General features: G+C 55.1%; 23 protein-coding genes and 3 pseudogenes. 12 read left to right on the top strand and 14 right to left on the bottom strand.

Going from position 1 to position 19349, the window contains the following annotated elements; all coding sequences use genetic code 11:
• Positions 1-10 precede the first annotated feature (10 nt).
• From BLV87_RS05490 to BLV87_RS05430, 14 genes and pseudogenes are all read right to left on the bottom strand, one after another.
• Positions 11-478 carry an SgcJ/EcaC family oxidoreductase gene (locus BLV87_RS05490; protein WP_093066224.1) on the bottom strand — a complete coding sequence of 156 codons (468 nt, stop codon included), beginning with the start codon at positions 476-478 and terminating at the stop codon, positions 11-13.
• Positions 479-494: 16 nt separating this feature from the next.
• Positions 495-719, bottom strand: a complete 225-nt coding sequence (locus tag BLV87_RS05485) for a hypothetical protein (protein ID WP_093066222.1) — start codon at positions 717-719, stop codon at positions 495-497.
• Between the two features lie 26 nt (positions 720-745).
• A pseudogene (locus BLV87_RS05480) lies at positions 746-1015 on the bottom strand (4a-hydroxytetrahydrobiopterin dehydratase); the annotation flags it as partial.
• A gap of 65 nt (positions 1016-1080) precedes the next feature.
• Positions 1081-1371: an alpha-carboxysome major shell protein CsoS1 gene (gene csoS1 / locus BLV87_RS05475; protein WP_093066218.1), complete on the bottom strand. Its 291-nt coding sequence runs from the start codon at positions 1369-1371 to the stop codon at positions 1081-1083.
• A 28-nt stretch (positions 1372-1399) separates the two neighbouring features.
• Positions 1400-1717, bottom strand: a complete 318-nt coding sequence (csoS1, locus tag BLV87_RS05470; RefSeq protein ID WP_093066216.1) for an alpha-carboxysome major shell protein CsoS1 — start codon at positions 1715-1717, stop codon at positions 1400-1402.
• A gap of 48 nt (positions 1718-1765) precedes the next feature.
• The gene (locus BLV87_RS05465; protein WP_093066214.1) at positions 1766-2011 is read right to left on the bottom strand and encodes a carboxysome peptide B; all 246 of its coding nucleotides are present in this window, start codon (positions 2009-2011) and stop codon (positions 1766-1768) included.
• 10 nt (positions 2012-2021) lie between these two features.
• Positions 2022-2273: an alpha-carboxysome shell vertex protein CsoS4 gene (gene csoS4, locus BLV87_RS05460; RefSeq protein WP_093066212.1), complete on the bottom strand. Its 252-nt coding sequence runs from the start codon at positions 2271-2273 to the stop codon at positions 2022-2024.
• Complete coding sequence (locus tag BLV87_RS05455) at positions 2270-3826, bottom strand: carboxysome shell carbonic anhydrase (protein ID WP_093066210.1); 1557 nt, start codon at positions 3824-3826, stop codon at positions 2270-2272. The genes csoS4 and BLV87_RS05455 overlap by 4 nt, the downstream gene beginning before the upstream one ends.
• Positions 3827-3838: 12 nt before the next feature.
• Positions 3839-5146, bottom strand: a pseudogene (locus BLV87_RS20055) (alpha-carboxysome scaffolding protein CsoS2); the annotation flags it as partial.
• Between the two features lie 363 nt (positions 5147-5509).
• Positions 5510-5968 (bottom strand): annotated as a pseudogene (locus tag BLV87_RS20050) (alpha-carboxysome scaffolding protein CsoS2); the annotation flags it as partial.
• A gap of 421 nt (positions 5969-6389) precedes the next feature.
• Positions 6390-6719, bottom strand: coding sequence for a ribulose bisphosphate carboxylase small subunit (locus BLV87_RS05445; RefSeq protein ID WP_093066206.1), 330 nt, complete (start codon positions 6717-6719; stop codon positions 6390-6392).
• A gap of 18 nt (positions 6720-6737) precedes the next feature.
• Positions 6738-8156: a form I ribulose bisphosphate carboxylase large subunit gene (locus BLV87_RS05440; RefSeq protein ID WP_210219275.1), complete on the bottom strand. Its 1419-nt coding sequence runs from the start codon at positions 8154-8156 to the stop codon at positions 6738-6740.
• Positions 8157-8338: 182 nt separating this feature from the next.
• A complete protein-coding gene (gene tsaC, locus BLV87_RS05435; protein WP_217629942.1) occupies positions 8339-8905 on the bottom strand; it encodes an L-threonylcarbamoyladenylate synthase type 1 TsaC in 567 nt (188 codons plus the stop codon).
• A 21-nt stretch (positions 8906-8926) separates the two neighbouring features.
• Positions 8927-9163 (bottom strand): hypothetical protein, encoded by a 237-nt coding sequence (locus BLV87_RS05430; protein WP_093066202.1) that lies wholly within the window; start codon positions 9161-9163, stop codon positions 8927-8929.
• 118 nt (positions 9164-9281) lie between these two features.
• On the opposite strand from BLV87_RS05430, the gene BLV87_RS05425 reads away from it, so the two are divergent.
• The 12 genes from BLV87_RS05425 (at position 9282) to BLV87_RS05370 (ending at position 19300) form a co-directional block, all read left to right on the top strand.
• A complete protein-coding gene (locus BLV87_RS05425) occupies positions 9282-10271 on the top strand; it encodes a LysR family transcriptional regulator (protein ID WP_245706924.1) in 990 nt (329 codons plus the stop codon).
• Positions 10264-10893: a hypothetical protein gene (locus tag BLV87_RS05420; RefSeq protein WP_093066198.1), complete on the top strand. Its 630-nt coding sequence runs from the start codon at positions 10264-10266 to the stop codon at positions 10891-10893. Before BLV87_RS05425 ends, BLV87_RS05420 begins: the two co-directional genes overlap by 8 nt.
• 32 nt (positions 10894-10925) lie before the next feature.
• Entirely contained in the window at positions 10926-11225 is a 300-nt protein-coding gene (locus BLV87_RS05415; protein WP_093066196.1) for a hypothetical protein, read from the top strand.
• Between the two features lies 1 nt (position 11226).
• Positions 11227-12378, top strand: coding sequence for a hypothetical protein (locus BLV87_RS05410; protein WP_093066194.1), 1152 nt, complete (start codon positions 11227-11229; stop codon positions 12376-12378).
• A 163-nt stretch (positions 12379-12541) separates the two neighbouring features.
• Complete coding sequence (locus BLV87_RS05405) at positions 12542-13030, top strand: Na+/H+ antiporter subunit E (RefSeq protein WP_093066192.1); 489 nt, start codon at positions 12542-12544, stop codon at positions 13028-13030.
• On the top strand, positions 13027-13287 hold the full coding sequence (locus BLV87_RS05400) for an MrpF/PhaF family protein (protein ID WP_093066190.1): 261 nt from the start codon (positions 13027-13029) through the stop codon (positions 13285-13287). Before BLV87_RS05405 ends, BLV87_RS05400 begins: the two co-directional genes overlap by 4 nt.
• A complete protein-coding gene (locus BLV87_RS05395; protein WP_093066188.1) occupies positions 13284-13583 on the top strand; it encodes a monovalent cation/H(+) antiporter subunit G in 300 nt (99 codons plus the stop codon). Before BLV87_RS05400 ends, BLV87_RS05395 begins: the two co-directional genes overlap by 4 nt.
• Positions 13570-14508: a hydrogenase subunit MbhD domain-containing protein gene (locus BLV87_RS05390; RefSeq protein WP_093066186.1), complete on the top strand. Its 939-nt coding sequence runs from the start codon at positions 13570-13572 to the stop codon at positions 14506-14508. The genes BLV87_RS05395 and BLV87_RS05390 overlap by 14 nt, the downstream gene beginning before the upstream one ends.
• On the top strand, positions 14508-14807 hold the full coding sequence (locus tag BLV87_RS05385) for a cation:proton antiporter subunit C (RefSeq protein ID WP_093066184.1): 300 nt from the start codon (positions 14508-14510) through the stop codon (positions 14805-14807). The genes BLV87_RS05390 and BLV87_RS05385 overlap by 1 nt, the downstream gene beginning before the upstream one ends.
• On the top strand, positions 14800-16254 hold the full coding sequence (locus BLV87_RS05380) for a complex I subunit 5 family protein (RefSeq protein ID WP_093066182.1): 1455 nt from the start codon (positions 14800-14802) through the stop codon (positions 16252-16254). The genes BLV87_RS05385 and BLV87_RS05380 overlap by 8 nt, the downstream gene beginning before the upstream one ends.
• On the top strand, positions 16251-17774 hold the full coding sequence (locus tag BLV87_RS05375; RefSeq protein WP_093066180.1) for a complex I subunit 5 family protein: 1524 nt from the start codon (positions 16251-16253) through the stop codon (positions 17772-17774). Before BLV87_RS05380 ends, BLV87_RS05375 begins: the two co-directional genes overlap by 4 nt.
• A complete protein-coding gene (locus BLV87_RS05370; RefSeq protein WP_093066178.1) occupies positions 17774-19300 on the top strand; it encodes a complex I subunit 5 family protein in 1527 nt (508 codons plus the stop codon). The genes BLV87_RS05375 and BLV87_RS05370 overlap by 1 nt, the downstream gene beginning before the upstream one ends.
• The last annotated feature ends 49 nt before the right edge of the window (positions 19301-19349 follow it).

Genomic DNA, 19349 nt, shown 5'->3' with positions numbered 1-19349 from the left:
CCTTATTACCTTACACCTTGCAGAATTGTTCTGGCAGAACGGACGAATGGTGATGGGTAATGAGCCACTCTCCGGCACGCGGACGGTACACAAAGGTATAACGTGCGGTCACTTTGCGCCCGTCAGCAAACACAAAGGAATACGTACCCATATCCACCGCCATATCCCAGCCGACTTGCACGTGACGTTCGGTCACGGTTCCGCGTGGTGAACCAGCGAGGAAATGCTTGAAATAGTCAGCAATCGACTTGTGCCCAACGTGCGGCTCATCGGCAACCGTAGGCAGCAATACCGCATCATGGCTGTAACAGGCAACCACAGCATCGACACTGCGGGTATGCAAGGCAGCATCCCAACGTTTGAACAGGGCATCCACATCCACGGGTGGCGGGGTGGTATTGCCAACATAAGCCCCGGTGACAGCACCACGCGGAGCGCGTGACTGCATGGAAGCGGAAGTGGTTACTCTGGAAGTCATGGTGTCTTCTCGCAGGTTAATCAGGCCAAACACGCTCAGGGTGCAACGGGAAACCCGGTTGGTTCAGGTCGGCTGCGGCTGGCACGCTTGGTCGTGTCGCGGGTGCTTGCGGCGGTTGCGGTACATCAGCAACGGCTGGAACGGTCTCTTCTGGCACTACCGCTGCTTCGGGTGCTTCAAGCACCACTGGGGCGGCTGCGGCAGGTTTCACCGCTTTGGGTTTGCTGGGTTTTGGGGTCATCTGCCAAACCTCGTGGTTAAACCAAGTTATTGTTGGGCGAAAGCATCAGCTTCGGCAGCGTAGGCATAGTCCGCATCCGTTAATGCGTCACCTTCCGCATTGATGCTCACGCTCACGTGATTGCGGGCGAAATTCAGGTTCGGATGCAAACCCGTGCGTTCGGAAAGCGCGGCAAGTTGATCCAAAAACGTGCGTGTTTCAGCGTAGGAAGCAAATTCATAACGGCGGGTCATTGCCGCTGGGCGTTGCTGGACATTCCATGCGCTGCTGGGTTGGGTTGCGGTCATGATAAGTTCCTCTTTAAGCTCCCTTCACCCCTTGCGGGGGAAGGGGTGGGGATGGGGGGGAAGGAAATACCTTCTTACTCCGACTTCGGCAAAATGGTTTCGACTTCAGAATGGACGCGGGCAATAATGTGCGCCGCGACCAAACCGTCACCGACGCGCTCACAAGCGTCAGCACCCGCACGTACCGCTGCGTTAACCGCGCCCGTTTCGCCGCGAACCAAAACGGTGACATAACCACCGCCAACGAATTGACGACCGATCAGCTTGACTTCCGCCGCTTTGGTCATGGCATCGGCGGCTTCGATAGCCGGAACGAGACCCCGTGTTTCAATCATGCCTAATGCAACACCTGTTACTTGTGCCATGTGTATTCTCCTTATAAACGCTTAACCATTAACCAATTACTGCATTGTCAACCGGCTGACCGGCTTTCGGCAGGATGCTTTCGACTTCAGAGTGGACGCGGGCAATAATGTGCGCCGCCACCAAGCCGTCACCGACGCGCTCACACGCATCCGCGCCTGCCCGCACCGCCGCATTGACAGCACCGGTTTCGCCGCGTACCAGCACGGTTACGTAACCGCCGCCCACGAATTGGCGACCTACCAAACGTACTTCAGCCGCTTTGGTCATGGCGTCAGCGGCTTCAATAGCCGGTACCAGACCGCGTGTTTCAATCATGCCTAAGGCAATACCAGTTACTTCAGCCATTTGAATATCCTCTCGTAAAAAATCAGTCATTACTCAACACAGCGGCGGTCATTCTTCCCAATGGTCGATAATGCCGCCGATGGTCAAATCCGTTAGCACCTTGGGATCTTTGAGCGCGTAACGCGCCGCTGATCCGCTGATGGTGAAAACCCACGCTCCGGGCGGTGCGCCCACCGGATCGCAAGCCACATTCTTCGCCCCCTTGCTGTCCACCAAAACCCGCAAGGACATAGCCTTCAAGCCAGGTACGCGCTGGGTGGCGACCAAATCAGACTGTACCCGCATGATTTCCATGTGCTGCTCCTTACTCGCCATTCCAGCGGTCGATAATGCCGACGATGGTGAGGTCGGAAGGGTATTCCTTACTGCCAGCGGCTTCGCGGGCAGCAGAAGAACCCACACAAATTACCCAGTCACCGGGGACACAACCGATAGCATCCACTGCCACTTGCCGCGCTCCGCCGACTTTTTCCTGTACCACCAACAAGCCCTTATGCCCCAGTTCGGCAAGGCGGTTGGTGGATACCAGTGTTTTTTCTACGCGCATGATCTTCATGCCACATCCTCCACGACTTCGACCGGGCTACCTGTCGGCGTGTCCTGCACTGACAACTGGCACAGTAACAAACCCTGTTCCACCAATGCCGCGTAACGGTTGCGGATGGCGGCGGCAACCCGCTGGGCTTTCGCCACTGTGCGTTCGCGTGACCCCGGTACACCGGCATCGTAACGGTAGTGAATCGCTACCGGCACAGGCAGACCGTGTTTCACGTTCAAGCCTTTGAAAATCTTGATGCCGACATCCATGTCTGCCACGCCTTCTTCCAGCGTGTGCAGGTGGGCGTAATACGCCACATTGCGGATTTGCACTTCCTCGAAACCATCCCCGACGCTGATGTAGCGTTCGGCGTGCCCGATGTCGGCGTATTGCCCGTTGTGCAAATCCATCACGTAATCCATCTGCGACAGGTTGTTAATCAGCAGGTTAGTCACCAGCCGTCGCATCCCGTCGTGCGGTGCGCCTTTGCCCGTACCCCAGCCGTGCTGGTTAACGGCTGCTTCGACCGCCTCGTGTACTGCCAAACCTGCTTGATCTGCTGACAAACCTAGCGTGGCATGGAACAGCACCTTGTTATCCACAAAACGTTGCGGGGAAAGCTCACCTTCGCCGTCAGGAATATGTACCCGGATGGCATCGGTGTCGGTATCCACCCCGATCAACAAAATATCTGTGCTGGCACCACAACAGAACGAATTCTCAATAGCCTGGCGGAACTGGTTTAGGCGATCCAGAGCCGCTGCCACCGCTTGATGGTCGTTACTCCCGTGGGCAGCACATCCCTCATGGCAGGGGGAACTGCTACTGGTGTGATACACCGCGATTTTCAGGTAACGAGTCCCTGCATCGACAGTGGTTGGCACACCTTCGCGGAAACGGCGTAATTCGGTTGCCATCCAGTGGCGCACGTCCGTTTCCACGTCGAATAATGCCCCGGCATACGCCTTGCGCCGGGTAAACGAGGTCAAAGGCAGACGCAAAATGTAGCGCATCAAACCTTTGAGGCGACCATCGGCACAGGGGCTGATGTCCACCGCGTGAAAGCCACAGTCGAGGAAGAAGTTGCGGGTATCCTGCACCGCTTCCACCTGTTGGCGTAAATCGTTGGCAAACTGTTCGGTTGCCAGCTTCAAAGCCTGAAACGTGCAATACGCATACAGGGCTTTCATGTCCGCACCGCTGACCCATGCATCGTTGAGGATGCGTTCCGGCAAGCGGTAGCCGAGTTGGGCTTCCGCAATCGCTTGTGCTTGTGCGCTGAAACCTGCCCCCAAATGCAAACCGGCAATGGCTTGCAGCGCGGGGGCGATGGCTTCAAACCGCCCTTTGACCGTTTCCTCACAGTGCGCCAAGCGGGCATTGGCGTGTTGGTTAGCCAACGGGTGGCGGTGAGAACCCACCGCCACCGCGTTGACGGGTGTTAAGCGCGTCCCCGTTTCTACCCTTAACGCCACTGGCGTTGCGGGGTGTGTCACTTTGCGCGGCGTGTGTCCCTTGCCTTGGGTTTGGCGGGTCACACGCAGTGCTTGTTGCGCTTGACGGCTATTCACTTAACGACCCTCCTAACCTCTGGCTCCACCGGAAACGGTGATGAGCGCACCTTTGCCACTGTTGCCGCTGCTGCCGGTCACGTTAGCAACCGGTGGTGCTTCGGGGCGTTCCAGTGACTTGTTGGCGTGAGCATTCACCATGGCCATCGCTGGTTGCATTCCGCGTAAGGTCGGGTTGCGGTTTTGTGCCCACCGCCCTTCCGTACCGGTCATGCGTTGGCTACGACCCCAGTCGTCACCCGTGATGCGCAGGTTGTCACGCCCATCGCCGGTCACACGCGAGGCGGCTGGTTCGGCACTGGTCGCTACCGGTTCGCTGGCAACCGTGGCTGCTGCTGGCTGCTGGTAGCGGAATTCGGGTGTGCCGGAAACCACTTGGTTGCCACGATTGCCAGGGCCGGTAATGCGCCCCGCACCTTCGTAGGCATTGCCTGTTACGCGCCCCAGTGCGGCTTGTGCCGGTGATTGAATGCTGAAACTCGCTGCCGCTTGTTGGGCTGCTTGTTTCGCTTCTGCCACGGCACTGTCAGCACAGCCGTGGCACATCACCGGCGGCGGTGGCAACATGCGCCGTGCCTGCGCCACTTTCACTTTCAGCAAATGGTCAGCCGCGCATTCATCGCAGCAAAAGCCGTGTTCACCGTCACCGTGATCATGATCATGGTGGTGTGGTGCCTGCTCAACGACGCTCAGGTACGGTGTACCACTGACGTGTTGTTGTGCGCCGTATTCATTTCCCGTGACATGCTTGGACGTCATCAGCGAAATGCCGGAGACGTGTTGCCCTTGCTGGGTCATGCCTACGTGCACTTTGGCAGGCGCTGGTGGCGGTTCGCTTGCACAATACCCGGCAAAATGTTCCTTGCCGTAGTATTCAGTACCGGTGACGGGCAAGCAGCCGCCACGATCATCACCGGTGAGCTTTGGGCTGTGATCCACCCGATTGCCTGTCAGACTGCGCCCCGCAAGGGTTTGCATCGGATACGCTTTCGGTGGCGCACGATTTGCCACTTGGCTGTCGCCATACTGTGAACCGGTTACTTTACCCACTGCTGTTGCCTCGTTTCCTGTGACTTTTTCAGTACGATTGACGAGATTGCCGGTAATACGCTGTCCTTTCTGGCTGTTATCCTCCCCCACTTTGGCAGAACGCGCGGGTGCTTGCGTCTTGCAAATGGATTGGAATTGCTCGCTGGATACGTATTCCGTCCCCGTTACCGGGCGGCAACTGCCGTATTCATCACCCGTTACCTTGATCGAACGCCCGACTTCTGTCCCTGTCACTTCACGACCCGCGACGGTGTGCGTTAAGGCAACCTTCTGCGGCCCATTAATGGTCAGGCGTGAAGCACCGGCATCCGAATATTGCGAACCGGTAATGCTGCGTCCCGCCCCCGGCTCATTGCCAGTGACAGGTTGCAGGCGGGCTTCATCCACACCTGTTACCGTTAGCTGTTTGCGTGCCGTCGTCCCAGCCACGACCTTGGGAGCGCGAGTTGTTAAGCCTTTGTTTTCACAAAACGCTGAGAACTGCTCCAGCCCTAGGTATTCCGTGCCAGTTACGGCGCGGCAACTGCCCACTTCATCACCAGTCACTTTGTTGGAACGACCGACTTCCGTACCGGACACTGCCAAACCGCCACCTGTTACCGTTAACCCGACTTTCGGCGGGTTGGGTTCAGGACGTGTCCCGCAAATGGTGTCGAAATGGTCGGTGCCGAGGTATTCCGTTCCTGTTACCGCGCGGCAAGTACCGGCTTCGCCTCCCGTTACCGTATTAGCCGTAATACGGCTAACCTGAGTGCCGGTCACTGCGTTTCCCAACAGGGTCTCGTCAACTTCGACCTTGGGGGGAACGCGCTGCGGGCGCATCCGCCCGGTGGGACGCGGTGCGGCGGGTGCATCGGGGCGTTGCCCACGTGCCGCTTGTACACGGTGCTGGCGAGCAGCATCACGCCCTTGCGGGACGACACCCATGCGTGGGTTACGACCAACAGGACGGCTACCGGGACGACGGGGTGCGGCGGCTTTGCCTTGCGTTGCCAGTTGTTGGCGACGGTTACGGCAAATGGCACGGACACTGTTACCACTCACACCCAAAGCGTTCGGATCAGTTTCGACCAGTTCGCACAGCGCATCCATCGCTTCTTCTGTCACCGGCTCACTGCCAAACAGACTGCCTAGATTGTCTTCCAAAGCAGTGCTGGTGGGGTAAGCGGCAACCGCAGGTGCGGGGGCTACTGTTGGGCGCGAGCGTTGCCGAGCTTGCACACCACTGCGTTGGGCGGCGATGCGGCGGCGTTCAGCCGCTTCACGCGCTTTGTTCGCACTGGCATTGATGGCAACGACAACAGCGGTGGACGGGGCTGCATAAGCTGCCACCGGGGCAGCTTGTGCAGGTTCAGGTCGGGTGGATGCCGCAGGTGCTGCCTTAACAGCTACCGGGCGTGACTGACCGGCACTGCGCTGGGCAGCAGCCCGCCGACGCGCGGCGGCTGCTTCGCGGGCTTTATCCGCGCTGTTTGCAGGTTGTGCTGGCATGGTGTCTCCTCCCTGTCAGTCGTTAAGCGCGGTACACAACAAACGATGTGCCTTGGCTTTGGGTGTAGTTGTCGTAACCGATCAGACGCACGTGGTGGTTGGGGTATTCCCGATGGCACGCTTCGAGTTCTGAAAGAATACGGTCAACGCTTTGCTCACCGAACATGGGCAGCTTCCACATGAACCAGTAGTACTTGTGGGAACGTGAGGGTTCCACGTGTTCGATAGCCGGGTTCCAGCCCTGTGACACAATGTATTGAATTTGCTGGCGGGTTTGGTCAGCCGTCAGCGATGGCAAGTAAGAAAAGGTTTCGTACTTGACGGTTTGTTTGTAATCCTGAAAATCAGCCATGGTTTGCAACTCCTGTGATTAGCGGTTCTGAACATCAAGTTTGTCAACGGTGTCGAACTCGAACTTGATTTCTTTCCATGTTTCCATGGCGATCTTGAGTTCAGGGCTGGATTGTGCCGCTTTGGTGAGGATTTCCTTACCGTTGCGCTCCAGCTCAACACCACGGTTACGCGCTTCCACGCACGCTTCCAGTGCTACACGGTTAGCCGCAGCACCTGCCGCGTTGCCCCACGGATGCCCTAATGTACCGCCGCCGAATTGCAGCACCGATTCATCACCGAAGATGTTCACCAGTGCAGGCATGTGCCAGACGTGGATACCACCGGATGCGACCGCGAATGCACCAGGCATTGAACCCCAGTCTTGGTCGAAGAAGATGCCGCGTGAACGGTCTTCGGGGACGTAAGATTCACGTAACAGGTCAATCCAGCCCAGTGTAGAAGCGCGGTCGCCTTCCAGCTTGCCCACGACAGTACCGGTATGCAGGTGGTCGCCACCCGACAAACGCAGTGCTTTGGTCAGTACCCGGAAGTGGATACCGTGGTGCGGGTTACGGTCGAGTACCGCGTGCATCGCCCGGTGGATGTGCAGCAACATGCCGTTTTTGCGGCACCAACGTGCCAGACCGGTGTTAGCCGTCATCCCGCCAGTCAGGAAGTCGTGCATGATAATCGGTGAGCCGATTTCTTTAGCGAACTCAGCACGCTCATACATTTCTTCAGGGGAAGGTGCGGTTACGTTCAGGTAGTGACCTTTGCGTTCGCCGGTTTGCGCTTCTGAAGTTTCAATCGCGTCCTGCACGAACAGGAAGCGGTCACGCCAGCGCATGAATGGCTGTGAGTTGATGTTTTCGTCGTCTTTGGTGAAGTCCAAGCCACCGCGCAAGCATTCGTATACCGCACGACCGTAGTTCTTCGCAGACAAACCCAACTTAGGCTTGATGGTGCAACCCAGCATGGGGCGACCGTACTTGTTCATCTTGTCACGTTCAACCTGGATGCCGTGTGGTGGGCCATTACAGGTTTTCACGTAAGCAATCGGGAAGCGCACGTCTTCAAGACGCAACGCGCGGATCGCTTTAAAGCCGAATACGTTACCCACCAATGAGGTGAAGACGTTGACTACTGAACCTTCTTCAAACAGGTCAATCGGGTAAGCGATGAAGGCATAGAAGCAGGCATCGTCGCCCGGTACATCTTCGATCATGTACGCACGACCACGGTAGTAATCCATGTCGGTCAGCAAGTCTGTCCATACCGTTGTCCAAGTACCGGTGGAAGACTCTGCCGCAACCGCCGCAGCCGCTTCTTCACGGTCAATACCCGGTTGCGGGGTGATTTTAAAGCACGCCAAAATATCCGTATCCAACGGGATATAGTCAGGCTGCCAATAGGTTTGCCGGTATTCCTTCACCCCGGCTTCGTATTTCTTTGCCATCATCTTCTCCTTGCAGAAGTTGCTCTAGGGAATCTTGCTCTGACCTCGGTGCGTCAGATGCGGCAACTATAAGCAAGGCAAACGATCAACTAAAGTTAATTGTAAAAATTGTTTTCATAAACTTTGGTTAATGTTAATGGTAGGAATTAAGGGGAGTTAATGGTTCGTGGGGGCTTTGGTAGTTAACTGGCTCGGATCACCTGCCCGGTACGCCCATCGCGAATTTGGGTCGGCTGTAATTGCCCGCCCAAGGGCGCATCCAAGACAAATCCCAGTTGCTGGTCAAATTGCTGGAGGATTTCTGTCACGTTGCGGGCGGGTTCTTGCCCATTCAAATTGGCACTGGTGGAAATGAGCGGATGCCCCAGACAGTGGCACAATTCCCGGCAAACAGGATGCGCTGTGACCCGCACCGCCAGTGTGTCGTGTTCGCCTCGAATGAGCGGGGAAACCTCAGGGCGCACGGGTAACAACCACGTCACCGCCCCCGGCCAAGTGGGTAAGATTTGTTGCAGTAATGCCGCTTCGAGCGGTAACAACCAAGGGGCAAGCTGTTGCAAGTCGGCAGCAATCAGAATCAGCCCTTTGTGTGCGGGGCGTTGTTTAAGCGTAAGAATACGCTGCACCGCTTCAAGATTAGCCGGGTTGCAGCCTAAGCCAAACACCGCTTCGGTTGGGTAAGCAATCACTTTACCCTGTTGCACTGCTTGGCAGGCCGCTGCAATGTTATTGCTTACAAAATGGTGCAAGGCGATTTCCTCGTGTTGGCGTTAGCGTTTTTCCCGGTGTCGATCATACCAAAGAACTCCCCAGCGGATGGCTAAACCCACCACGGTCGCCCCAACAATCAATGGCCATGCACTGGGTAACAGCGCAGAAAAGAACAATACAAATACCAATAAAATCGCCAATACAGCGGGGTCACAGCTTAAGATCGACTGCTTGGGTGGGGATGTATGTTCCATCGGTTTTGCCTCGTGTTGATCATCGTGCTGTGGTTGCGACATAGTAAATTCCTCGAATTGAGGCGCACTATAAATTAGCTTGACAATCAACTAAAGTTAATCATTAATATTACTTAGATTAACCTAAGTAAATGTAAATGCTCTTGATAAAGCGGACTTAATGATGAACCTGCGCCACATTACCCTGCACCAGTTGCGCCTGTTTTACAGCGTAGGCAAGCATTTGTCCTTTACGCGGGCAGCGGAGGAATTGCACCTGACCCAACCGGCGGTGTCTATCCAGATTAAACGCTTGGAGGAAAGTGTCGGCATCCCGCTGACGGAACAAATCGGCAAACGTTTATTCCTCACCGAAGCCGGGCGTGAACTGTTTGAGGCATGTCGCGATGTCTTAGACCGTTTGCGGGTGCTCAACGACGACATGATTGGTATGGAAGGGGGCGTCAAAGGCCCTTTGAATATTTCAGCGATTACCACCGCGAAGTATTTCATGCCGCATTTACTCGGCACCTTCCTCAAGGATTACCCACGGGTGGAGCCACGTCTCACCATTACCAACCAAGCGAAAGTGATCCGCCGTTTGGAGGATAATCTGGATGACTTGGTGATCATGGGGACGATTCCCACCAGCGGTAATCTGGAACTCGCCGCTGAATATTTCCTTGATAACCCCATTGTGGTGATTGCCCCGCCGAATCACCCCTTGGTTGGGGAACGCAACATTACCTTGGAACGCATTGCCCAAGAACGCTTTTTGTCACGGGAAGAGGGTTCTGGCACACGTGCAGCCCGTATGCGGCTGTTTGCCGAACATGGGCTGGAAGCCAATATCTACATGGAACTTGGCAGCAGCGAAGCCATCAAGCAAGCGGTCATGGCCGGGTTGGGCATTTCGGTGCTGTCGTTTCACAATTTGCGCCTTGAACTGGAGGCGGGTTTGCTCGCCATCTTGGACGTGCAACATTTTCCGCTCATGCGCCGTTGGCACGCGGTGCATTTGAAGGGGAAAAAGCTTTCCAATACTTCCAAACGCTTTCTCGATTTTCTGTTGCAAGACGGGGCGCGGATGTGGGAAGACATCAACGTTAAGCGCTTGCACCTGCCAACCTCGCTTTTGAACCCAAAACTTGAGCCTGATGCCGATGAATAATGTCACTTTGCGCGTGTATTCCTTCATTGATTCGTTGCAACCTCAGCTTGCTTCGTACTTAGCGACCTCTTCGCAGGGGTTTTTGCCGATCCCTGGCGATGCCTGTTTGTGGATTGAAGTGGCTCCCGGCATGGCAGTCCACCGCCTCAGTGACATTGCGCTCAAAGCTACCAATGTGCGCCTCGGTCAACAGGTGGTAGAACGCGCCTTCGGTTCGATGGAGGTTCATTACCGTAACCAAAGTGAAGTCACCTCGGCGGGCGAAGCGGTATTGCGTGAGATTTACGCTGATGTCGAAAACCGCATGGCGTGTCGGGTGGCATGGAAAGAAATTATCCGTGCCATTACCCCCGATCATGCGACCCTGATCAACCGCCAGTTGCGGCACGGTTCGATGTTGTTACCGGGCAAAAGCATGTTTATTTTTGAAACCGAACCCGCCGGTTATATTGTGTACGCTGCCAACGAAGCCGAAAAAGCCGCGCACGTCACCTTGGTGGATGTGAAAGCTTACGGCGCATTCGGGCGGTTGATTATGATGGGCAGTGAGGCGGAAACCGCCCAAGCCATGCAAGCGGCAGAACGCGCCATTGCCAACATTAATGCGCGGGCGACGGCGTAATGTCACTGATAAATTGAATACAGAGGAATACCATGAGCGGAAAATACGAAGGTTTGCATAACGATAAACAATTTGGCATGAGTCCGGTCGGGCGACTGATTCGCGATGCGTGGGTGTTTGGTTTACTGCCCGATACCGAACAGTGCGCAGGCTGGAGTGCTGGAATGCTGCAAAACCTGTATGAAAAAGTCCACGCGGAGTGGATGAAATACGGGCATTTGCCCAGCCGTTTGCCACCGGAATTGCAGCAGCGGCACAGCGACATGCATAGTCGTGCGATTCGTGAGGCGAAAGCCAAGGGGTGGGATGCGGAGTTGGGTGAGGGCGACTAACATGTACAACGTCCGTGACAATGTGCAAGCCAGTTTGGGGCATTTTCGCATGGAAAATTACTGGTTTCGTTACAGTAATTTCGTGCCGCGTTTGTTTAACTGGTGTGTGGAACTGGGGTTTGAGCCGGGAAAAATCATGCCCTCACGGGCGTTTTGTTCGGATGAGAGTCAAGGCTACCCGGTGATTTTGCTGGCAAAACATTTTGGGATATTTCCATTCAATCACGGGCAAGTGGGCGGGATTATGGCGTGTGACAGGCATGGCCCGCACGCGCATCACGGTAAAGATTTGGTGATTGTGCATTCCAGCCACGTCGGTTATGACCCCGAAGCCATGACCTTTGGTTCCTATCGGCGCATCCAGACGGCGAATCATCGCTGTTCCAGTAACTGCGGCAAAATCCACGCCACGTTAGAATGGTATTTGCGCGAATACGAGTTTGCTTGCCAAAACATTTTCGTGGATATGCGGGCGGATCATTGCCGCTTGACCTTGGACAACCAATATTTGTCGCGTAGCAGGGAACGCAGTTTGGTGTTGCATCTGGAAAAAATGGTGGAACACCAGCATGACGGTGAAATGTTACCGATTGCCATGCAAAGCACGTCGCGCACTTTCATCGCGACCGACGCTTTTTTTCAGCACATGCGCTGGTTTTTCAACGAAGGCACTGGCAAGCAGCCGCTTGGCGATGCCTTGTTGCCGGAATATTTCACCTACCACACCAGCTTGCGGGAAGACACCGACGGGTCGCGCCAATTGGAGCAAAACCTAATCGGCGCAATGCCTTGGATTGTGACGTCTGCTGAGCCAATGCTGACGGCAGCGCAAGCCAATACGCAAGCCGAATTCGACCGTGCTTACCGCAGCATCTCACAAGATAGCGCTTATCGGGGGCGTAATTTGCTCTACATTGCAGGCTTGCATGTGGATATTTCACCGTCGCCGGAACAGGCGTTTGTGTTAACCAAATTCATTCCGTGGGCAGCTTATGTGCAATTGAAAAACGGTGAGCGCTATGTGCTGGAACAAGAAGCGCTGTTTGCGCGTTTGCAGGCGTGTAGCGCGGATAACCCGCAGCAATTGGGCTTGGATGCGGCGATTCAGATGATGGAAGACGAGGAAGAGATTTACCTGCATTTGCCTTATTAGTGTTATCCGCATAAGGCAATCGTGTTGCTATAACTAAGCCAATGCGGTTTGTCAAGACAGTTAAGCAATCTTACGTAAATTAGCGGCTATTCAATACGTTTACTATATTAATCCCATTCTTGATTGTTTTTGTAGGAAATAATCCAGCAAAGGGTAACATGTTATGCCGTTGATTATCATAGTATTTATATTATTGCTGGCACTCTGGTTATTACTGACCAGCGGTGATCTCGGTTCTTTGCTGGTCGGGCTGCCGTTCATTATGCTGGCGCTGTGGAGTTATCGGTTGCAGCGCCATGCCCCTTATCCGTTAACGTTTTCATTCCTTGGTGCATTGCGCTTTGTGGGATTTTTCCTACGCGAATCTTTGCGTGGTGGTTTGGATATTGCGTTGCGGGTGTGGCAACCGCGCGTGTCATTGTCGGTGGCCTTCTATGAATACCGTCTTATTTTTCCTCAAGGGCCAATCCGCTCGTTTTTTATGTATTGCATCAGTTTATTGCCTGGAACCTTGAGTGTGTGCGTGTCAGAAAAGGATACCTTGCGTTTGCATGTGCTCGATGATCGTGGCGCGGTAGCGGAGGATTTATCCCGTTTGGAACAGCGGGTTTGTGAGTTGTTTGCACTTCCTTGTTATAAGAGGACGTTATGAATACGGTGCTATTGGCGGTGGTGGTGGTCTTGGCGCTGGTGTTACTCATCAGTTTGCTGATTATGTTATCGCGGACGCGGTTGACTGACCGCTTGTTGGCGGTGCAATTGTTGGGAACTTTGGGGGTCGCGATATTGTTGATGCTGGCGGTGGTGATGCAGCAACGGGCGTTTTTGGATACCGCCTTGGTTCTGGTGTTGTTGGCGGTTGTGGTGACAGCAGTCTTTACCCACCGGCAGCGGGGAGGCAAATCATGATCCTTGACGCGCTTTCCGTGCTATTGCTGTTGCTGGGCTTGTTTTTCTTTGTGTCCGGTTTGTTGGGGTTGTGGCGGTTTCCCGATACGTTTGCGCGGCTTCATGCCCTGACGAAGGCGGATAATTTGGGCTTGGGGTTGGTGATGACCGGCTTGCTATTCCAAGTACCCGATGTGTTGTGGGCGATTAAATTCATCTTGGTGTGGTTGCTGGCATTGGTGGCGAGTGCGGTGAATGCGCATTTGATTGCGGTATTCCTGCACCGGCAACAGGAGGGACACGATGAATCTGCTTGATGGCTTATGGGGTGTTTTGGATCTGTTGCTGGTGGCGGTGTTGCTGTTATTGGCAATGGCGGCGGTTCTTAGCAGTGATCGGCGGCGTAGCATGATGCTGTTTATCGTGTTTGGCTTGGTGTTGGCGTTGGTGTGGGCGCGGTTACACGCCCCGGATATTGCGCTGGCGGAAGCCGCGATTGGGGCGGGGTTGGGCGGAGCGTTGTTAATGGCAACCTTGCGGCGCGATACGCATCAGCAAACCGATCAGTTTCCACAACACCCAGTGGTGTTATGGGGCGTGGGCGTGTTGGTAATGGTGCTGGGGACGGCGATTGCGTGGGGCTTGTTCTCGGTATTGCCCACGGTGGAACAAACCTGGCGCAAAGGCGCGGCGGTGGATGCGCAATTGGCATTCAGCGGGGTTAGCCACCCGGTAACAGCAGTGTTATTGAATTTCCGAGCGTGGGATACCTTGTTGGAATTGGCGGTGTTGTTGGCGGCCATTTTTGGGATTCGTGCCTTGGGGTATGTGCGTTCGGCATATGTGACGGAAGTCGCGTTCAGCCAATTGGCGGTGTGGTTAGTGCCCTTATTGATTCTAATGGCGGGTTATGTGCTGTGGGCGGGAGCGCATTCGCCGGGTGGGGCGTTTCAGGCGGGAGCATTGCTGGCGGGCGCGGGCATTTTATTGCGCTTGGCGGGGTATTCCCATGCGGGTTTACCGACCACACGCTGGTTGGTGCGTTTGGGCTTGGTGGCGGGAACGGGTGTGTTTTTGCTGGTGGGTTTGGGGCTGTTGGGATGGGGGCAGGGTTTCCTACATTACCCGATCGCTTATGCAAAATGGTGGATATTATTGATTGAAATGTTGGCTACGGTGTCGATCGGGATGACGTTGACCTTGGCTTTCATGGGTGGAATACCGCAGAAGGAGGCAGCGTAATGGTGGGCTTAAGTGCAATCAATCCGCAATTTTTATACGTGTGCGCAGGCATTTTCCTATTCGCTATTGGTTTGTGGGGAACATGGTTACATGCCCATTATGTGCGCAAAATTATTAGCTTGAATGTGATGGGTGCGGGGGTGTTTCTGACCTTGATTGCGGTGGCGTATCGCGGTGAGCATTTGCCCCCCGACCCTGTGCCTCATGCCTTGGTGTTGACCGGTATTGTGGTGGCTGTCAGTGCGACAGCGCTGGCATTGGTGATTATCCGCCGTTTGGAGGATGCAACCGATGAATGAAGCCGCAAGTGTCGTTTGGGTGATTAGCCTGCCGTTGCTGGGCGCATTGCTGGCAACGGTGTGGCGGCAATACGCGGCGACGATTGGTTGGGTTAGCAGCGCGTTAACGGCGGGGTGTGCGGTCTGGCTGTTGTGGGTGGTGCAACGCGCTGGGGTGCAAGAGCTGGCGCTGGGTGGCTGGGAAATCGGTCTGGGCATCAGTTTGTATGCGGATGGCTTGGCGGCAGTCATGGTGCTGATGAGCAGTCTGGTGGTGTTGGGGTGCAGTGTGTATGCGCGGCACTATTTTCGGGCGCAGCGTCAGCACGAATTGTTTTGGCCGTTATGGTTGTTGTTAGCCACGGCGTTGAATGCATTGTTTTTGGCGGGTGATTTGTTCAATGTGTATGTCACCTTGGAATTGTTGGGAATTTCAGCGTCGGCACTCACCGCGTTAGGGGCGAAACGGGCGGCATTGCGAGCAGCCTTGCGCTATCTGGTGGTGGGGCTATTGGGATCGATGCTGTATCTAATGGCTATCACTTTGCTGTATGCCGCGTATGGCACGCTGAACGCTGTGCAAATTGCCGAGGCATTGCAAGTTGACCCCTTGGGCTGGGCAGCACTGTTGCTGATGTTGGCAGGGTTGGCGTTGAAAATGGCGTTATTCCCGCTGCATTTCTGGTTGCCTCCAGCGCATTCTAATGCGCCCGCGCCGGTGAGTGCGGCATTGTCGGCGTTGGTGGTGAAAGCGGCATTTTACTTGGTGGTACGGCTGTGGTTTGAGGTGTTTGCACCGTTGACAACGCCGCTGCTGGCGAATGCTTTGGGCGCATTAGGCGCGATGGCGGTGTTGTGGGGGTCTTGGTCAGCGTTGCGGGCAGAACGCCTGAAATTATTGGCGGCGTATTCCAGTGTGGCGCAATTGGGCTATTTGGTGATGTTTTTTCCCCTGTTGGCAGTGTTGGAAGGCGAAGCACGGCAATGGTTGTTCGGGGCAATGGTGTTGTTTGCGCTGTCTCATGCGTTTGCGAAATCGGCATTGTTTTTGGCAGCGGGGATTTTGCTGCAATACGCCGGGCATGACCGTATCCGCGAGTTAAGTGGGACGACGCAAGCCTTGCCATTGACCACGTTTGTGATTGCGTTGGCGGGCATTGCCTTGGTGGGCTTGCCGCCGAGTGGGGCGTTTCTGGGTAAGTGGTATTTGTTGGATGCGGCGTTTAAGACGGGGCAATGGTGGTGGGTGCTGGTCTTGGTGGCGGGGTCGTTATTGGCAACGGCTTATGTGTTCCGTTTGTTGGGGCACGCTTTCGGGCATTTGCCAGCGGTTAAGCGCCCAGTCGTGGCGGCTACTCAGGAAATACCTGCCTTGGCGTTGGCATTGCTGGCAACTTTTGGGCTGGGCTTAGGCGCTATGAGTTTGTGGTCATGGTTGGCGCACACTGGCACGGGGGCAGGGCTATGAACGAGTTATTGAATGTTCTTACCGAAGCGCTGGGAAAAAATTTACCGCTGTGGATTGTGCTGAGTTCGTTTAGCGTCGGTTTGGTGATTTTCTTTGTGCAAGAAAGCAGCCATCGCTTACGTACCACCTTGAATTTGCTGGCGGCAGTGGTGAAGTTGGCATTGGTTGGGGTCTTGCTGTGGGGGGTGTATCACGGGCAGGTGTACGAAGTGCGCTGGGTGATTGCGCCCAATCTGGAATTGCTGTTGCACGCCGATGCGCTGTCGATGTTGTTTGTGACCTTATCTGCCTTGCTGTGGTTGGTGACAACGGTTTATGCGATTGGGTATCTGGAACATTCCCCGCACCGCAGCCGCTTCTTTGGATTTTTCAGCTTGTGCGTGTCGGCAACCGTGGGCTTGGCGTTGGCGGGCAATCTGGTGACGTTTGTGATGTTTTACGAGTTTTTGACCTTGGCGACTTACCCCTTGGTGGCGCACAAAGGCTCGGATGAAGCCCGCAAAGCCGCACGTTTGTATCTGGCTTACACCTTCACGGGTGGATTGCTGTTGCTGGTGGCAGTGGTGTGGTTGAAGTCGATTGCCGGGCCGTTGACGTTTGTGCAAGGGGGGATTCTGGATACCTTGCCTGCGGAAACGCACAGTGCCTTGCGTTGGATTTTCTTGCTGATGATCGTGGGTCTGGGGGTCAAAGCCGCTTTGGTGCCGTTGCACGGTTGGTTGCCCAAAGCAATGGTTGCGCCCGCGCCGGTCAGTGCGTTATTGCACGCGGTGGCGGTGGTGAAGGCGGGGGCATTTGGGATTGTGCGTGTAGTTTACGATGTGTATGGGGTGGAATTTGCCGATGTTTTGGGGGTATTAGTGCCATTAGGAATAGTGGCGGCGTTCACGATTGTGTACGGATCGACCTTGGCATTGTTTCAGGACGAGTTGAAAAAACGCTTGGCGTATTCGACGGTGAGTCAGGTGTCTTACATCGTGTTGGGAACGGCAATCCTAGGGCCGTTGGCAACCGTGGGCGGTATTGTGCATTTGGTTCACCAAGGCTTGATGAAAATTACCTTGTTCTTTGCCGCCGGTAATTACGCGGAAACCTTGGGGATTCATCGCGTCAGTCAGATGAATGGGGTGGGCAAACGAATGCCGTTAACCACGTTGGCGTTTACCTTGGGGGCGTTGGGAATGATCGGGATTCCACCAATGGCGGGGTTTATTTCCAAATGGTATTTGGGGTTGGGGGCGTTGGAAGCGGGGGTATTGCTGTGGGTAATGCCAGTGTTGATTGCCAGTAGCTTGCTGAATGCGGCGTATTTTCTGCCCATTTTGTACCGCGCGTGGTTTTTGCCTGCCGACTCTTGGCCAGACGAACACATTCAGGCACAGCGTTGGGAAACGCATGGCATGTTGTTGTGGCCGCCGGTGATTACTGCGAGTTTGGCGTTATTGGCAGGCTTGTTCGCGTCTTTGCCGTTTAGTCCGCTAGAGTGGGCGCAATTGATCACCGCTAGGGAGTACAAATAATGCTGCAACCTGTGCTGCTGGAGTTACCGTTCTTATTGCTGTTAGCACCCTTGTTACCGCTGTGCTTTGCCTTGGTGGGGAATGACCGTATTGGGCAATGGCTTTTGCCAGTGGCAGCATTGCCTGCGTTAGTCGCAGCGTTTGTGTTGCCAGTGGGAACGTCGGTGGCGTTGCCTTGGGTATTATTGGGGGCGCAATGGGGGCTTGATGCTACAGGGCAGGTATTTTTACTGGTGACAGCACTATTGTGGTTGTTAGCAGGTTTGTACAGTGTGAGTGGTACGCCTGCGGGGGCAAGTTGGTGGCGTTTTCGGGTGTTTTTCCTGTTGACCTTGAGCGGCAATGTGTTGTTGGTGATTGCGCAGGACATGGGGAGCTTTTTTCTGGGGTTTGCCTTAATGGGGCTGGCGGCGTATGGGTTAATTGCGCAACAGGCGTCGGTGACGACGCGCCGTGCTGGGCGCATTTACCTGATTTGGACGGTGTTGGGTGAGGTGTTGTTGTTTGCCGGTGCAGTGTTCACGGCGGGTGCAATCGGGAGTGTGTATTTCAGTGAGGTGGTGGGCAAGGAGTTGCCTCTCGCTGCGGTGATATTGGTGACGCTGGGCTTGGGAATTAAGGTGGCATTGCCGGGCTTGCACGTGTGGTTGCCGATTGCGCACGGTGCTGCCCCTCCGGCGGTGTCGGCATTGTTGAGCGGCGTGATGGTGAAAGCGGGGATACTGGGTTTGCTGCGCTTTCTGCCTGCGGGTGCAGCCAGCACGGTATGGGTGGCAGAGTGGTTGGTGTGGCTGGGATTGGTGGGCGCATTTTATGGGGTGGTGTTTGGTTTGCGGCAAACTGCGCCGAAAGTGATTCTGGCGTATTCGACCATGAGTCAGTTGGGGGTGTTGACCTTATTGACGGGATTGGGTTTGCAAGCCCCTGCGGATGCGGCGTTGGCAATGGCGTTGTTATTGTATGTGGCACACCACGCTTGGGTAAAAGGGGCATTATTCCTTGGGGTGGGCTTGTTTAAGCAAACCTTGTCTTGGTGGTTGTTGGGCGTGCTGGTGGTCTTGGCGTTGGTGTTGATCGGCGTGCCATTGACCAGTGGGGCGTTGGCAAAAGGCAGTGTGAAAGCGGCATTGCCAGCCGCTTGGCAACACTTGGCACTGGGTTTATGGCTGAGTAGCTTGGCAACCACTTTGCTGATGGGGCGTTTTGTGTGGAGTTTGTGGCGTTATCGCCGCCAGCATGGGGGCGCTGCCAGCCATCACACCAGCACTTCCCCCGGTCTGACGCAGTGGTTGGGCTGGGCGATTTTGGTGGAATGGGTGTTGTGGTGGCCGTTTCTGTTTGCGTTGCCTGTGTTTAAGTGGTGGGATGTATCGCCGATTTTGCTGGGTCTTGGGATGGTTGCCTTAGCATTATTGCCGCGTATTCCTGCGGGAGATGTGCCGGTGTTGGTAGCGCACACGGGCTACCGTGGGTGGCATTGGGTGCGGCAATGGCGGCATAAACACAGACGTTTCTTATCGAATTGATGCAATTGTTAGCTTGTTTATCAGATGAAATGGAAACCTAGCGTTTAGG

The organism is Thiothrix caldifontis, from assembly GCF_900107695.1.
Lineage (GTDB): Bacteria > Pseudomonadota > Gammaproteobacteria > Thiotrichales > Thiotrichaceae > Thiothrix > Thiothrix caldifontis.
The sequence above is the reverse complement of the archived record's forward strand: the minus strand, read 5'-3'. Positions and strand labels throughout refer to the sequence as shown.

Excerpts from the sequence above, each read along its gene's own strand:
- BLV87_RS05490 (WP_093066224.1), bottom strand. The coding sequence starts at position 478 with ATGACTTCCAGAGTAACCACTTCCGCTTCCATGCAGTCACGCGCTCCG.
- BLV87_RS05485 (WP_093066222.1), bottom strand. The coding sequence starts at position 719 with ATGACCCCAAAACCCAGCAAACCCAAAGCGGTGAAACCTGCCGCAGCC.
- csoS1 (WP_093066218.1), bottom strand. The coding sequence starts at position 1,371 with ATGGCACAAGTAACAGGTGTTGCATTAGGCATGATTGAAACACGGGGT.
- csoS1 (WP_093066216.1), bottom strand. The coding sequence starts at position 1,717 with ATGGCTGAAGTAACTGGTATTGCCTTAGGCATGATTGAAACACGCGGT.
- BLV87_RS05465 (WP_093066214.1), bottom strand. The coding sequence starts at position 2,011 with ATGGAAATCATGCGGGTACAGTCTGATTTGGTCGCCACCCAGCGCGTA.
- csoS4 (WP_093066212.1), bottom strand. The coding sequence starts at position 2,273 with ATGAAGATCATGCGCGTAGAAAAAACACTGGTATCCACCAACCGCCTT.
- BLV87_RS05445 (WP_093066206.1), bottom strand. The coding sequence starts at position 6,719 with ATGGCTGATTTTCAGGATTACAAACAAACCGTCAAGTACGAAACCTTT.
- BLV87_RS05440 (WP_210219275.1), bottom strand. The coding sequence starts at position 8,156 with ATGGCAAAGAAATACGAAGCCGGGGTGAAGGAATACCGGCAAACCTAT.
- BLV87_RS05430 (WP_093066202.1), bottom strand. The coding sequence starts at position 9,163 with ATGTCGCAACCACAGCACGATGATCAACACGAGGCAAAACCGATGGAA.
- BLV87_RS05425 (WP_245706924.1), top strand. The coding sequence starts at position 9,282 with ATGATGAACCTGCGCCACATTACCCTGCACCAGTTGCGCCTGTTTTAC.
- BLV87_RS05420 (WP_093066198.1), top strand. The coding sequence starts at position 10,264 with ATGAATAATGTCACTTTGCGCGTGTATTCCTTCATTGATTCGTTGCAA.
- BLV87_RS05415 (WP_093066196.1), top strand. The coding sequence starts at position 10,926 with ATGAGCGGAAAATACGAAGGTTTGCATAACGATAAACAATTTGGCATG.
- BLV87_RS05410 (WP_093066194.1), top strand. The coding sequence starts at position 11,227 with ATGTACAACGTCCGTGACAATGTGCAAGCCAGTTTGGGGCATTTTCGC.
- BLV87_RS05405 (WP_093066192.1), top strand. The coding sequence starts at position 12,542 with ATGCCGTTGATTATCATAGTATTTATATTATTGCTGGCACTCTGGTTA.
- BLV87_RS05400 (WP_093066190.1), top strand. The coding sequence starts at position 13,027 with ATGAATACGGTGCTATTGGCGGTGGTGGTGGTCTTGGCGCTGGTGTTA.
- BLV87_RS05395 (WP_093066188.1), top strand. The coding sequence starts at position 13,284 with ATGATCCTTGACGCGCTTTCCGTGCTATTGCTGTTGCTGGGCTTGTTT.
- BLV87_RS05390 (WP_093066186.1), top strand. The coding sequence starts at position 13,570 with ATGAATCTGCTTGATGGCTTATGGGGTGTTTTGGATCTGTTGCTGGTG.
- BLV87_RS05385 (WP_093066184.1), top strand. The coding sequence starts at position 14,508 with ATGGTGGGCTTAAGTGCAATCAATCCGCAATTTTTATACGTGTGCGCA.
- BLV87_RS05380 (WP_093066182.1), top strand. The coding sequence starts at position 14,800 with ATGAATGAAGCCGCAAGTGTCGTTTGGGTGATTAGCCTGCCGTTGCTG.
- BLV87_RS05375 (WP_093066180.1), top strand. The coding sequence starts at position 16,251 with ATGAACGAGTTATTGAATGTTCTTACCGAAGCGCTGGGAAAAAATTTA.
- BLV87_RS05370 (WP_093066178.1), top strand. The coding sequence starts at position 17,774 with ATGCTGCAACCTGTGCTGCTGGAGTTACCGTTCTTATTGCTGTTAGCA.